Here is a 14,111-nt window from a genome sequence, read left to right as displayed (position 1 = left end):
CAACCACCGGAATAAGGCAGAAAGCAGCGAGTTCAACCTGACCAAAAACGAATGTCACTGACATCCATGAATTGATCCAAAGGAATCTCAAACCAGCCGAAGCTGGACGAGGTTATTTGGCATTTGACAAGTGCACGCTGTTGAGTTCTCAAGGATCGGACGCTCCCCCAGGAAGACCACCAGGCCTCCCCCGAAGGGCAACTTCACTATCTTACCCCTGCCGCTCCGTCTGTCAAATCGACATCCCGCGATCTTCAGATCGAGGACGCAGCCGATGACCGCGGTTCCGGTGGGGGCACCCCATCATAGATCAGACGGACGCGAGTCCGCTACTGAAGATGAAGGGGATGTGTTCTCCGCTTGAGGGGCGGGGCCTTCGGCCTCTCCGCTCTTCCCTTTGGGGCGAACAACAAGAACATTACGTGGACTCCACCGGCCCGGCAAATCAGGACCGCACCCCGGGCGTGTCGCCCGTCTTCACGCGGCGGATCACGACGAGCGCGACGCACAGCGCCACGGTCGCGACGCCCCACGCCGCGGTCGTCGGCGGCAGGACCCGGTAGGCCAGATGCGCGGCGGTGAACGACTCGTCCAGGCCGCCGTAGTGCGTGATCCCCCACACCCACGCCACGGTCAGCGCGACCGGCAGCGACGCCCACCACGCCCACCGCACGACGGCGGGCAGCAGACGGCGGAGTTCGTGCGGGGCGGCGCGGCGCAGCCGCGTCACCACCCAGGCGGCGAGGATCACCGCACCGAGGACGCTGGATCCGTGCTGGAGCCACTTCAGGCCGAGCAGCGGACCCCACTGCTCCTCGAGCGCGGGTACCGCGGCCACGCCTGCGCGCCCTTCGTGGGTGAACAGGTCCCACACGACGTGGGTGACGACCCCGATCGCCAGCGACACCGCCAGCAGAGCCGGCGACGTGTCGACGACCGTGTCACGCAACGCGCGCGTGATGCCGGCGTCCCACACCCGGGGCACCCGGGCGGCGATCGGTCGCGGGGACAGCTCGGCCACGTTCGGCCGCAGGACACAGCGCCACACGAGGAGCAGGGCGAAGGCGACGATCATCGTCACCGGCATCCACCGAAGATCGTGCGACACCGCGTACGAGAAGGGCGTTCCCCGGACGAAGAGCGGCAGATCCGGGGTCATCGCGCCGATCGCGACGGCGGCGGGGACGAGCGGAGTGCGCCGGAAGGCCAGCGCGACGACGGCGTGGCTCGGCGTGAACGGCATGCGTCGTCCGGACGCGCCGGGTCAGCCGCCGATGCCGACGAAGAGCCCGGCGAGGGTCTTCTTGCCGCGGCGGAGGATCGACACTCCGCCCGGGAGCGAGCCGGTCACCACCGCGTCGTCGCCGGTCACCCGCTCACCGTCGAGCGAGACCCCGCCCTGCGCGATCGCGCGCCGCGCCTCGCTGAGACTCGCCACGAGGCCGGTGTCCACGAGCGCCTGGACGACCGGGGTCCCCACGGCGACGTCGGCGTGCGGCAGCTCGTCGAGGGCGGTCCGCAGGGTCGCGGCATCCAGCGTCGTCAGATCACCCTGCCCGAAGAGGGCCTCAGAGGCCGCGACGACCGCGGCGGCGGCATCCGGTCCGTGCACGAACGTCGTCACCTCGAGCGCGAGTCGCTTCTGCGCCGCGCGGCGGAAGGGCTCGTCCGCCACGAGACGCTCGTAGTCCTCGATGTCGGCGCGGCTGAGGAACGTGAAGATCTTCAGCCGCGCGATCACGTCGGCGTCGTCGGTGTTCAGCCAGAACTGGTACATCCGGTACGGGCTGCACATCTCGGCGTCGAGCCAGATGGCGTTGCCCTCGCTCTTGCCGAACTTCGTGCCGTCGCTGTTGGTGATCAGCGGCGTGCCGATCGCGTGCACGTGCGTGCCCTCGACGCGGTGGATCAGATCGGTGCCACTGGTGAGGTTGCCCCACTGGTCGCTGCCGCCCGTCTGCAGCACACAGCCGTACTGGCGGTGCAGCTCGAGGTAGTCCATGCCCTGCAGGATCTGGTAGCTGAACTCGGTGTAGCTGATGCCGGCGTCGGAGTTCAGCCGCGCGGCGACCGCGTCCTTCTTCAGCATCGTCCCCACGCGGTAGTGCTTGCCGATCTCGCGCAGGAAGTCGATGGCGCTCAGCGGCGCCGTCCAGTCGAGGTTGTTGACGATGCGGGCGGCGGTGTCGCCCTCGAAGCTGAGGAACCGCTCGACCTGGGAGCGCAGGTAGCCGACCCACTCCCCCACGGTCTCTTTCGTGTTCAGCGTGCGCTCGGCCGACGGACGCGGGTCGCCGATGAGACCGGTCGATCCCCCGACGAGCCCGAGCGGCTTGTGGCCGGCGAGCTGAAGCCGGCGCATCAGCAGCAGCTGCACCAGATTCCCGAGGTGCAGGCTCGGCGCCGTCGGGTCGAAGCCGCAGTAGTACGTGATCGGATCCCCCCCGAGAAGGGCGCGCAGCGCCTCTTGATCGGTGGACACATGCACGAGTCCGCGCCAGACGATCTCGTCCCAGACGTTCTCGAACGTCGGATCGTTGGCGGGCGCGGTCGCGCTCACGACGGGTTCAGACACGCGTTTCAGGCTATCAGCGGGCGGGGAGGCACCTCATCGTCAGGCGGCGCCCGCCTCGTCGTAGAGCCCCACCATGTTGCCCTCGGAATCCCTGATGAAGATCCAGCGCGATGCTCCGGTCAGGGGCTGGATCACGCCGATCTGCTCGCCGCCGTTCTCGCGGACGAGCTCGAGGACGTCCTCGATGCGATCGACGCTGAAGACGACGGTGGGGTGCGGCAACGCGCCCCGCAGCGAGAGATCGCCGTTGATGCCCTCGCCGTCCGGCTGCATCAGCATGCCCATCTCTTCGCTCCACGGTTCATAGCGGTAGCCCAACGCCTTCTCGTAGAAACGCTGCGCTCGCGCGATGTCGTCGACGGGGATCTCGAAGTGCTCGACCTTGGCCATACCTTCACGCTCGCATCACCCGCGGGCGCGGTCAAGGTGTCAGCGCACGCCCCACCACACCAGGAACGCCGCGGCCAAAGCGATCGCCCAGCTGACGAGACTGCCGATGAGGAAGTACTCGGCGCGGTCCCCCGCGGCGGAGTCGCGCGAGATCTCGGGGAAGCGGACGATGCCCTTGGCTGCGAAGACCGCCGCGATCAGGGTGTACGCCCCCGCCAGCATGAGGGCGAACACCAGCGCCCGCTCGAGCGGGCCGATGAGCCGGCCGCCCTTGAGCGCCGGACCGGGCTCGCCTGCGGGGGCGACGGCGACGTGCTCGGCGCGCAGGGCGGTGCGGACGACGTTGTTGGCCGACTCGAGCAGGAAGGCCAGACACCCCACCACGAGGACGACGACGTCGACGGGCACGTCCGCCCCGGGGCCGGGCAGGGTCCAGAGCCGCTCGACCGCCGCCGTTCCGGTGCGGGGGCCGACGAGGACCACCGCGGCCGCGACGAGGACGCCGAGCACCCCGACCGGCCAGAGTCCCGCCCGGACGCGCCCGGTGAGCGGCACCGTCAGCAGCCACAGCGCGGCCACGCCGATCGCGGCGAGGGCCCACAGCGCAGCATCCACACCCGCCGACGCCACGAACAGCAGGACGGCGGCGACGGCCAGCCCGACGGCTCGGCGGACCCCGGTGAGGTACTGGCGGACGAGGTCGGCGACGCCGATGGTCAGCAGCGCCAGTCCCGCGCCGATCACGCCGGCGCCCCTCTGCCGAGCGCGGCGAAGCCGGCGATCACCGCGGATGCGCCCGCCGCGCTCAGCGCCTGCGAGACGGCGGGCTGGGTGATGCCCTCGGACCGCGCGAGCTGGGCCTGCGTGGCTCCGAGACACCGGCCGAGGACCAGTCGCCGGGACCGCTCGGACATCTGGCCTACGAGCTCGTCCCGGGCGAGCAGATAGGCGTTGGCGAACGGGATGCTGTGGGACACGGCCTCATCCTCTCGCGGGGCACCGACGATCCAGGTCCGCGCGTGCGGCGCGGTGCGCTTCTGCATCGCCGACACCGCGCCGATCGCCTCGCGCGCGGCCCACCAGCCGGGCCCCTCGGGGACGTCACCGGAGCGTGACGCGAGCGTGCGCACCGGACCGACGCCGAGACCGAAGCGGAGTTCGATCCCCTCGGGCAGGGTGAGCTGGAGCAGCAGGACCGCGCGGAGCGCGGCGGGGAGATCGGGATAGACCCCCTGGAGCTCGTCGCCGGCGGTGGGCCGGAGCGCCTGCACCGAGGGCTGGCTGGACTCCACGCGCGTAACGGCGTCATCGATCGCCAGCTGCGCGCCGTCGCGGTCGGGCAGGCGCCGAGAGCCGACGATGTCGGCGATCACGGCGACCGAGTGAGGACTGCTCATGCCGGCAGTGTAGCGCTTATATCCTGAGAACATAAGCGAAAAGTTTATTTATCGCGATTATAAGCCGAGTGCGTGCACGACCTGCTGGACGCGCGCGATGAGCTCGGACCGCTGCTCGGCCACCCGTTCGGGGGCGGTGCCGCCGGCACCCGTCCGCGACCCCACCGAGCCTTCGACGGTCAGCACCTGACGCACCTCGGGCGTGAGGTCCGGCGAGATCCGGGCGAGGGCGACGTCGTCGAGCTCGTGAAGATCGACCCCCTGCTCCTCGCACGCCCGCACCATGTGCCCCGAGATCTCGTGGGCGTCCCGGAAGGGCACGCCCCGCTTGACGAGCCACTCGGCCACGTCGGTGGCGAGCGAGAAGCCCTGCGGCGCCAGCGCCGCCATCCGCTCGGTGTCGAACCGCAGGGTGGCGACCATGCCCGCGAACGCCGGCAGCAGCACCTCGAGCGTGCGGACGGAGTCGAACACCGGCTCCTTGTCCTCTTGCAGGTCGCGGTTGTAGGCCAGGGGCAGCGCCTTGAGCGTTGCCATGAGCCCGGTGAGATTGCCGATGAGCCGGCCCGACTTGCCGCGGGCGAGCTCGGCGATGTCGGGGTTCTTCTTCTGCGGCATGATGCTCGACCCGGTGGAGTAGCCGTCGTCGAGGGTGACGAAGCCGAACTCGCGGGTGTTCCAGATGATGATCTCTTCGGCCAGGCGCGAGAGGTCGACACCGATCATCGCGGCGATGAAGGCGAATTCCGCCACCACGTCGCGCGCCGATGTGCCGTCGAGGGAGTTCTCGGCGGGCCGGGCGAGCCCGAGCTCGTCGGCCACCAGCTGGGGGTCGAGCCCCAGCGTCGAGCCGGCGAGCGCTCCCCCGCCGTACGGCGACACCGACGCCCGCACCGACCAGTCGCGCAGTCGTTCGAGATCGCGCACGAGCGGCCACGCGTGCGCCTGCAGGTGGTGGGCGAGCAGGACCGGCTGGGCGTGCTGCAGATGGGTGCGGCCGGGCATGGCCGCCGAGGGGTGGGCCTCGGCCTGCGCGACGAGCGCGTCGACGAGGCGGAGGATATCTCGCGCGATGGTGCGCGCGTGATCGAGCAGGTACATCCGCACGAGCGTGGCGATCTGGTCGTTGCGACTGCGCCCGGCGCGCAGCTTGCCGCCGAGTTCGGGACCGACCTGGGCGATGAGCGCCTGCTCGAGCGCGCCGTGCACGTCCTCGTCCCCGGCCGACGGGCGAAGGCTGCCGTCGCGGACGCCGTCCGCCAGGGCGTCCAGCCCGGCATGCATCGCAGCCTCTTCGTCGGCGGTGAGATACCCGGCGGCGGCGAGCGCCTTGGCGTGGGCGTGCGAGCCCGCCAGGTCGTACAGCGCGAGGTCCCAGTCGAAGTGGGTGGACCGGCTGAGCTCGGCGAGCTCCGGCGACGGCCCCGTCGCGAATCGGGCGCCCCACAGCGCGCCCTCGTTGGTCCCGTCGCCCTTCGGATCACTCACCGCACCAGCCTACCGAGGACCGCCCGGGCGTGAACGCCGCCGGCTCCCGGGATCCGTTCCCGGGAGCCTGCGGTGCGCGACGGCCTCAGCCGCCGACGGCTGTCGTCATCCGCGCAGGGCGGTCAGCGCCGCCTGGGCCTGCACCAGCCCGTAGCCGTACGCGTTGTCGCGGCCGGCGGCTCCGAGGTCCTGAGCGGTCGAGGTCAGCGCCTGGCGGATCTCCGACGCCGTCCACCCGGGGTTGTGGCTCCAGATCTTCGCAGCGACGCCCGCGACGTGCGGGGTGGCCATCGACGTGCCGTCCCACTTCTCGTAGCCGTCGGCGGGCTTGGCCAGCTGCGCCGTGACGGTGCCGGACTTCCCCACCTGACCGAGCGCTGCGACGCCGTCGGCCTGTGACAGCGAGATCACCGGGATCGCCTTCTGCGCCCCGAGGGTGCCCGAGAACTCGCCCGAGGTGTTGTTGTAGATGACCGCGGCGACGCCGCCGGCGGCGGCCACGGCATCCGCCTTCTCACCGAAGGTGTAGGTGCCGCGCTGGCAGAGCACGACCTTGCCGGTCCAGTCGCGGGGGGCGGCGGTGCCGGGCTTGCCCTTGGTGCGCGTCGGAGCGCACAGCTCGCCGTCGACCACCGTGCCGGTGGCGGAACCCGTCGCCGAGCCCTCCATGACCGACCCCGACCACGTGGATTCGCCGGCGCTCAAGGTCGCCGTGCTCTTCCACGGCACCGTCGAGAGGACGCTGACACCGGGCGCGGCGATCTCGACCGTGCTGTTCTGCTGCGAGAAGCTCGCGATCGTCTTGGTGTCGTCCACCGCGGCGACCGACATCACCGAGGAGTACCCGGCGGGGTAGCTGGTGCGCGTGTTGCCGTCGTTGCCGGCGGCGGCGATCAGCAGTACGCCCGAGGCGTACGCGTCATCCATCGCCTGCCGCTCCGTGCGGTTCGAGCGAGACCCGCCGAGGCTCATGTTGACGACCTTGGCACCCTGCGCGACGTTGTCGTTGAGGGCGCCGACGAGGTCGGAGGCGTAGCTCCACGCGCAGTCGTCGCCGAACACCTTGCTGATCACCAGCGGCGCGCCCGGGTACACCCCGATCACGCCGGTGGTGTTGTCGGTGGCGGCGATCGTGCCAGCGACGTGGGTGCCGTGGCCGCACGCGTCGGTGTTCCACCGGCCCGTGCCGCTCAGGTCGCGGCCGCTGGCCAGGCCGATGTCGACGTGCGCGTCGTAGAGACCGGAGTCGATGATGCCGACGGTGATCGCCGTGGCGCCCTCATCGAACTGGTCGGCCTGCACCATCGGGACGCCGTACGGGACCACCTCGGTCAGCGAGGGGTCGCCGGCGGAGTCGGCCAGCAGGTAGCGCTTCGCGTCGGGTTCGACATAGCGGATGCCGCCCTGCGAGGCCAGCGCAGACACCGCCGCGGCCGGCAGGTAGGCGGCCACGGCGTTCTGCGGGCCCAGCTCGCGGGCGATCTCGCCGCCCTGGCGGGCGATGGCCGCCTTGGCGGACGCCGCGGAGCCTTCGGAGTAGGCGACGATGAACCGCTCCGGCGGCCCCTCGGCACCCGCGGCGGTCGGCAGGGCGATGCAGCCGGCCGCCACCACCCCCGCTCCGACGATCAGGGCGGTCCATCTGCGCATACGAGACACGTCGACTCCTTCGTGTGGGGTGTCCGGGAAGCCTAAGCATCCGCCGCGCATTTTCGGAAGGGCTCCGGGGTGCGGATGAATCAGTTCTCACGAACCGCGGCGCGAGACAGGCGCGCCAGCAGGGACTCCAGCGGACCCCGCCCGACGAACAGCGCCCACAGCGTGCACGCCGCGACGAGCCCGATCGTCAGGGGCCAGAAGGGGTCGAACGCCCGGAAGCCCGCGAGGTCTCCGGCGACGCCGAGCAGGGCCGAGGCCACCGCCCACACCAGGATCTGGGCCATGTACGCCGTCAGCGGCATCGCCCCCACCGCCCGCAGCGGCAGGAGCACCCGCGCGACCGCACCGCCCGGCCGGCAGACGAGGATCGCCGCGGCGATGACGGCGATCGCGAGGGCGCCCGACGCCCACACCTCGAGCAGGCCGCTCGAGTGGGGTTCGGCCGTCCAGACCCGCGCCAGCAGCGTCGGCTCGGATGCCGGAGTGAGAGCCCGCGCTCCGGTCGCGGCGTCGAGGGCGAAGACGGCGGCCGCTCCGGCGGCCCCCGCGACCGCTGCGGTCGCGAGAGTGCGCGGTCGCGCGAGGTCGGAGCGGGCGAGGGCGAGCCCGGCCACGACGAACCCGATCCACACCTCGAAGGGATAGTGCCAGCCGATCAGGAGCGACAGGTCGCTGCCGGCGGGCGTGGCCCACCCCGGCCAGGCGGCCAGGACCGCGTGCACCCACGGCATCACCAGCGCCGTGAGCGCCGAGATCGCCCACAGGGCGGGCGCGGTGAGACCGACCAGCGGAACGGCGAGGGCGAACAGCACCGCGTAGGCGGGCAGGATGACGAAGACCGGCACCCCGGTGAAGACCAGCAGCACGCCGATCACCCACAGCGCCGCCGCCCGGAGCAGCAGGCGACCCTGCGGCGCGCCCCGGTGGTCCCGCGCCAGGGGCGTCGCTCCGCCGGTGGTCAGCCCGATCGAGACGCCGGCGAGGGTCGCGAACAGGATCGAGGAGTTGCCGTTGACCACGCCGTCCCACGTCGCCGGGTCAGTGAGCACCACCCGCTCATCGGTGACGAGCAGGTGGGCCGCCAGCATCCCGACCACCGCCAGGCCCCGCGCGAGGTCGACGCCGGCGACGCGCCCGGGTCCGTCGAGCCGGGTCAGTCCTGGCGCAGCAGCCACACCAGCAGCGCCTTCTGGGCGTGCAGGCGGTTCTCGGCCTCGTCCCACACGACGCTCTGCGGGCCGTCGATGACCTCGGCATCGACCTCGTAGCCGCGGTCGGCCGGCAGGCAGTGGATGAAGATCGCGTCCTCACGGGCGAGGCCCATGAGCTCGGTGGTCACCTTGTAGGCGCCGAGATCGCGCAGGCGCGCGAGCTTCTCCTCTTCTTTGCCCATCGACACCCACGTGTCGGTCACGATCACGTCGGCCCCGGCGGCCGCCTCGTTCGGGTCGGTGTACAGCGTCACCGACCCGCCCGTCTCGGCGGCGCGGCGGTCGGCGTCGGCGATCACGTCGTCGCGCGGGGAGTAGTCCTCGGGCGACGCCACACGCACGTGCATCCCGGCGGTCACGCCCGCCAGCACGTACGAGTGGGCCATGTTCGACTTGCCGTCGCCGAAGAACGCCAGGGTCAGGCCCGCGAGCTCGCCCTTGTGCTCCTTGATGGTGAGGAGGTCCGCCAGCAGCTGGCACGGGTGGAAGTCGTCGCTCAGGGCGTTGACGACGGGCACGCGGGTGCCGCGCGCCATCTCCTCCAGCCCCGCCTGCGCGTACGTGCGCCACACGATCGCCGCCACCTGGCGCTCCAGGACACGCGCGGTGTCGGAGGGGGTCTCCTTGCCGCCCAGCTGGCTGTTGGCCGTCGAGATCACCAGCGGCGAGCCGCCGAGGTCGGCGATCCCCACCGCGAAGGACACGCGCGTGCGGGTGGAGGACTTGTCGAAGATCACCGCGACCGTCTGCGGGCCCGCCAGCGGGGTGAGCTTCCAGCGGTCCTTCTTCAGCGCCACGGCCAGGTCGAGGATCTCGGCCTGCTCGTCGGCGGTCAGGTCGTCGTCACGGAGCAGGTGGCGGGTCACAGGGAGGCCTCCGAGGGGGCATCGAGCACGAGCGCATCCTCCACGGTGCGCAGCGCGGCGGTGAACAGCTGCAGGAACTCATCGACCTCGACGTCGCCGATTGTCAGCGGCGGCACGAGGCGGATGGTCTCGTCGTTGGGCGCGTTGATCACCAGGCCGTGCTGGAGCGCGGCGGCGACGACGGCCTTGGCGACGGGATGCCGCAGGGCGATGCCCAGCAGCAGGCCCTGGCCGCGGCATCCGCTGACGAGCGTCGAGTCGGACTGTACGATCGCCTCGCGCAGCTGCCGGCCGCGCTCGGCGGCGTTTTCCACGAGTCCGGCGGCCTCGATCTCTTCGAGCACCGCCCTGGCGACGGCGGTGCCGAGGGCGTTGCCGCCGAACGTCGACCCGTGCGTCCCCGGGTAGAACAGGTCGCTCGCGGCGCCGAAGGTGATGAGCGCCCCGATGGGGAAGCCGCCGCCGATCCCCTTGGCCACGGTGATCGCGTCGGGGGTGATGCCGGCGTGCTGGAAGGCGAACCACTCGCCGGTGCGGCCGGCGCCCGTCTGGATCTCGTCCACGATCAGCAGCGCGCCGTGACGCTCGGTGAGCTCGCGCGCGGCGCGCAGGTACCCCTCGGGCAGGTCGACCACGCCGGCCTCGCCCTTGATCGGCTCGACGAACAGGGCCGCGACGCGGTCGTCGAGGGCCGTCTCGAGGGCCTCGATCGTGGAGTCGATGAACTCGACGCCGCCGACCATCGGCAGGAAGGGCTCCTGCATCCACGGCTTGCCGGTGAGGGCGAGCGTGCCCATCGTGCGGCCGTGGAAGGCGTCGCGCAGCGACAGGATGAGCGGCCGCTCGGCCCCGCCGTGCAGGCGCGCGAGCTTGAACGCGGCCTCGTTGGCCTCGGCGCCGGAGTTGCCGAAGTAGACGCGGCCGTCCGGCCCGGTGCCGGCGAGGCGCTTCAGGCGCGCGGCGAGCTCGAGCTGGGGCGGCGTGGCGAAGTAGTTCGACACGTGGGCGAGGGTTGCGGCCTGCCGCGTGATCGCCTCGACGAACGCGGGGTGGGCGTGACCCAGGGAGTTGACCGCGATCCCCGCGAGGAAGTCGAGGTAGCGCTTGCCGTCGGCATCCCACACGTACGCACCCTCGCCGCGGACGAACATCGCCATCCGGTCGCCGAAGCTGCGGACGAGGTCCCGGCCCGCGTCATCCTGCCAGCTCATCCCTGCACCACCTCTGTTCCGATTCCCTTGCTCGTGAAGATCTCGACCAGCACCGAATGCGGCACCCGGCCGTCGATGATCGCCGCCGTGTCCACCCCGCCCTCGACCGCCTCGAGGCAGGCCGTCATCTTCGGGATCATGCCCGACTCCAGGCGCGGCAGCATCTCTCTCAGCTGGGTCGAGGTCAGATGCGATACCAGCGACGTGCGGTCCGGCCAGTCGGCGTACAGGCCCGGCACGTCGGTGAGGACGACGAGCTTCGACGCCTTGAGGGCCACCGCGAGGGCCGAGGCCGCGGCATCCGCGTTGACGTTCAGCGAGTGCCCCGCATGGTCGAGATCGGGCGCGATGCTCGAGACCACGGGGATGCGGCCGGCGGCCAGCTGATCCAGCACCGGCTGCGGGTCCACCTCGACGACGTCGCCCACGCGGCCGAGGTCGTGCTCGACCCCGTCGACGACGACCCCGCGGCGGCGGCCGCCGAACAGGCCCGCGTCCTCGCCGCTCAGTCCCGTGGCCAGCGGCCCGTGCGCGTTGATCTTGGCGACCAGCTGCGGGTTGATCTGGCCGGTGAGGACCATCCGCACCACCGAGATCGCCTCGGTCGAGGTCACGCGGTAGCCGCCCTTGAACTCGCTGGGGATCGCCAGGCGGTCCAGCATCGACGAGATCTGCGGGCCCCCGCCGTGGACGACGACGGGCTTGACCCCGACGTAGCGCAGGTAGGCGATGTCGGCGGCGAAGGCATCCTGCAGCTCGTCGCTGACCATGGCGTTGCCGCCGTACTTGATCACCACCACCTGGTCGCGGAAGCGGCGCACCCACGGCAGCGACTCGATGAGGGTCTCGGCCTGGGCGCTGGCAGCGGCGGGATCGGTGTCCTGGATGTCGGTCATGACGAGTAGGCGCTGTTCTCGTGGACGTAGTCGTGGGTGAGGTCGTTGGTGAAGATCGTCGCCTGCTCGGCGCCGACCCTCAGGTCGATGAGGACGCTCGTGGCGCGGGGCGTGAGGTCGACGTCCTCACGCGGACGGTCCGGGCCCCCGGCGGTGCACACGCGCACGCCGTTCATCCACACGTCCACGTCGTACGGATCGAAGGCGGCGCCGGTGGTGCCGATCGCGGCGAGCACGCGTCCCCAGTTCGGGTCGTTGCCGAACACGGCGGCCTTGAAGAGGTTGTTGCGGGCGACCGAGCGGCCGACCTCGACCGCGTCGTCCTCGGTGGCGGCGCCCACGACCTGGATCGTGATGTCGTGGCTGGCGCCCTCGGCGTCGGCCTGCAGCTGCACCGCGAGGTTCGTGCACACGTCGATCAGCGCGAAGCGGAAGGCGTCGGCATCGGGCGTCACCCCCGACGCGCCGCTCACCAGCAGCGAGACCTGGTCGTTCGTGGACATGCAGCCGTCGGAGTCCAGCCGGTCGAAGCTCACCCGCGTCGCCGCCCGCAGGTGGGCGTCGGCCTCGTCGGCGGTGAGGACCGCGTCGGTGGTGAGCACCACGAGCATCGTCGCGAGGCCGGGTGCCAGCATCCCGGCGCCCTTCGCCATGCCGCCGATCATCCAGCCGTCGCCGGTGTAGGTGCTGGTCTTGGGCACCGAGTCGGTCGTCATGATCGCCAGGGATGCCGCGTCGCCGCCGTCGGTCGAGAGCTCGGCGATCCCGCGCTCGGTGCCCTCGAGCACCTTGCCGCGGAACACCTCGTCGCCGGTGCCGATGAGGCCCGTGGAGCACACGAGGATGTCGCCGGCGCTCACCCCGAGCAGCTCGGCCGCCTTCTCGGCGGTCTGATGCGTGGTCTGGAAGCCGAAGGGCCCGGTGAAGCAGTTCGCGCCGCCGGAGTTCAGCACGATCGCCTCGACCGTGCCGTCGTGCATGACCTGCTGCGACCACAGGATGGGATTGGCCTTGGCCCGGTTGCTGGTGAACACCGCCGCGCCCACCTTGAGCGGGCCGCGGTTGACCACGACGGCCACATCGGGCTTGCCGGTGGACTTCAGGCCGACCGCCACGCCGGCGGCTTCGAATCCCTGTGGGGCGGTGACGGTCACGGGGCGACTCCGTTCACGTTGAGGGCGCGGCCCTCGGGAAGACCGAGCGCGAGGTTCATGGACTGGATGGCGGCGCCGGCGGTGCCCTTGACGAGGTTGTCGACCGCGGTGACGACCACGACGCGTCCCGCCGCGCGGTCCACGGCGAGACCCATCAGCGCGGTGTTGGCGCCCAGCACGTCGGCCGTGCGGGGGAAGCGGCCCTCGGGGAGCAGCTGCACGAACGTCTCGTCGCCGTACGCGTCCTGCCAGGCGGCCCGGATGTCGGCATCCGTCGCCCCTTCCGCGATCGGCGCGGTGGAGGTGGCGAGGATCCCGCGGGACATCGGCACGAGGACGGGCGTGAACGAGATGCGGACGTCGCCGGTCGCGCCCGCGGCGACCAGGGCCTGGCGGATCTCGGGGATGTGGCGGTGGGTGCCCCCCACCGCGTACGGGTTGGCGGTGCCGAGGATCTCGCTGGCGAGAAGGTTCGGCTTGAGGCTCTTGCCCGCCCCCGACGGCCCGACGGCCAGCACCGAGACGATGTCGCCCGGATCGATCACGCCTGCCGCCACTCCCGGGGCGAGGCTGAGGCTCACCGTCGAGGCGTTGCAGCCCGGCGCGGCGATGCGCGTCGCGGTCTTCAGGTGATCGCGCTGGCGGCCGCCCGCGACGGGGAGCTCGGGCACGCCGTAGACCCACGGCTCGTGGAAGTCGCCGCCGTAGAACGCCTGCCACGCCTCGGGCGACGTCAAGCGGTGGTCGGCGCCGGCGTCGATGACGAGGGCGGCATCGCCGAGCGCGTCGGTGTACTGCCCCGACTGCCCGTGAGGCAGCGCCAGGAACACCACGTCGTGGCCGGCGAGGACCTCGGGAGTGGTGTCCTGCAGCATCAGGTGCGATAGCGAGCGCAGGTGCGGCTGGTGGTCGATGAGGGGCTGACCGGCGTTGGAGTGCGCGGTGACCGTGCGGATCTCGACGTCGGGATGATCGGCGAGGAGGCGCAGGATCTCGCCCCCCGCGTAGCCGGAGGCGCCGGAGACGGCGACCGAATAGGTCATGGATTCCACCTTAGAGTCTGGACGTCGGGGACGAAGACGGCGACGCCCGCGTGCGGTCCCGGCGGACCCGCGGGGTCGCCTAGAGTCGGCGCCCGTCCAGACGGCGTCGACGCGCGGGTGCGGAGCTCGCGAGGAGCTGCGCGGAACCCTGGATCGCCGACGGCATGGGGCGACCCTAGCCCCGCGCCTCCGGCATCCGCAAATCGCCCCCGCCCCTGCGC

Annotated in this window: 13 protein-coding genes; all 13 read right to left on the bottom strand. The window is 71.5% G+C overall.

Annotated elements, in window-relative coordinates:
* Nucleotides 1-445: 445 nt before the first annotated feature.
* The 13 genes from ACYVF4_RS12220 to argC all read right to left on the bottom strand — a co-directional run bounded on the left by ACYVF4_RS12220 (nt 446) and on the right by argC (nt 13,890).
* Nucleotides 446-1,243 (bottom strand): DUF4184 family protein, encoded by a 798-nt coding sequence (locus ACYVF4_RS12220; RefSeq protein WP_460723054.1) that lies wholly within the window; start codon nt 1,241-1,243, stop codon nt 446-448.
* 21 nt (nt 1,244-1,264) lie between these two features.
* Nucleotides 1,265-2,575 carry a tyrosine--tRNA ligase gene (gene tyrS / locus ACYVF4_RS12215; protein WP_460723052.1) on the bottom strand — a complete coding sequence of 437 codons (1,311 nt, stop codon included), beginning with the start codon at nt 2,573-2,575 and terminating at the stop codon, nt 1,265-1,267.
* A gap of 39 nt (nt 2,576-2,614) precedes the next feature.
* Nucleotides 2,615-2,965: a VOC family protein gene (locus ACYVF4_RS12210; protein WP_460723050.1), complete on the bottom strand. Its 351-nt coding sequence runs from the start codon at nt 2,963-2,965 to the stop codon at nt 2,615-2,617.
* A gap of 39 nt (nt 2,966-3,004) precedes the next feature.
* The gene (locus tag ACYVF4_RS12205) at nt 3,005-3,709 is read right to left on the bottom strand and encodes a hypothetical protein (protein ID WP_460723048.1); all 705 of its coding nucleotides are present in this window, start codon (nt 3,707-3,709) and stop codon (nt 3,005-3,007) included.
* On the bottom strand, nt 3,706-4,362 hold the full coding sequence (locus tag ACYVF4_RS12200) for a SatD family protein (protein ID WP_460723046.1): 657 nt from the start codon (nt 4,360-4,362) through the stop codon (nt 3,706-3,708). Before ACYVF4_RS12200 ends, ACYVF4_RS12205 begins: the two co-directional genes overlap by 4 nt.
* Nucleotides 4,363-4,419: 57 nt before the next feature.
* Nucleotides 4,420-5,850, bottom strand: a complete 1,431-nt coding sequence (argH, locus tag ACYVF4_RS12195; RefSeq protein WP_460723044.1) for an argininosuccinate lyase — start codon at nt 5,848-5,850, stop codon at nt 4,420-4,422.
* Between the two features lie 105 nt (nt 5,851-5,955).
* Nucleotides 5,956-7,500: a S8 family serine peptidase gene (locus ACYVF4_RS12190; protein WP_460723042.1), complete on the bottom strand. Its 1,545-nt coding sequence runs from the start codon at nt 7,498-7,500 to the stop codon at nt 5,956-5,958.
* 89 nt (nt 7,501-7,589) lie between these two features.
* Nucleotides 7,590-8,684 carry a DUF418 domain-containing protein gene (locus ACYVF4_RS12185; protein ID WP_460723040.1) on the bottom strand — a complete coding sequence of 365 codons (1,095 nt, stop codon included), beginning with the start codon at nt 8,682-8,684 and terminating at the stop codon, nt 7,590-7,592.
* Complete coding sequence (gene argF, locus ACYVF4_RS12180) at nt 8,663-9,586, bottom strand: ornithine carbamoyltransferase (RefSeq protein WP_460723038.1); 924 nt, start codon at nt 9,584-9,586, stop codon at nt 8,663-8,665. Before argF ends, ACYVF4_RS12185 begins: the two co-directional genes overlap by 22 nt.
* The gene (locus ACYVF4_RS12175) at nt 9,583-10,797 is read right to left on the bottom strand and encodes an acetylornithine transaminase (RefSeq protein ID WP_460723036.1); all 1,215 of its coding nucleotides are present in this window, start codon (nt 10,795-10,797) and stop codon (nt 9,583-9,585) included. Before ACYVF4_RS12175 ends, argF begins: the two co-directional genes overlap by 4 nt.
* A complete protein-coding gene (argB, locus tag ACYVF4_RS12170) occupies nt 10,794-11,693 on the bottom strand; it encodes an acetylglutamate kinase (protein WP_460723034.1) in 900 nt (299 codons plus the stop codon). The genes ACYVF4_RS12175 and argB overlap by 4 nt, the downstream gene beginning before the upstream one ends.
* Nucleotides 11,690-12,847, bottom strand: coding sequence for a bifunctional glutamate N-acetyltransferase/amino-acid acetyltransferase ArgJ (argJ, locus tag ACYVF4_RS12165; RefSeq protein WP_460723032.1), 1,158 nt, complete (start codon nt 12,845-12,847; stop codon nt 11,690-11,692). The genes argB and argJ overlap by 4 nt, the downstream gene beginning before the upstream one ends.
* Entirely contained in the window at nt 12,844-13,890 is a 1,047-nt protein-coding gene (gene argC, locus ACYVF4_RS12160; protein WP_460723030.1) for an N-acetyl-gamma-glutamyl-phosphate reductase, read from the bottom strand. Before argC ends, argJ begins: the two co-directional genes overlap by 4 nt.
* Nucleotides 13,891-14,111: the final 221 nt, after the last annotated feature.

This window comes from Microbacterium aureliae, assembly GCF_054780155.1.
Note: the sequence above shows the minus strand (reverse complement) of the source record. Positions and strands in the feature narration are given on the sequence as shown.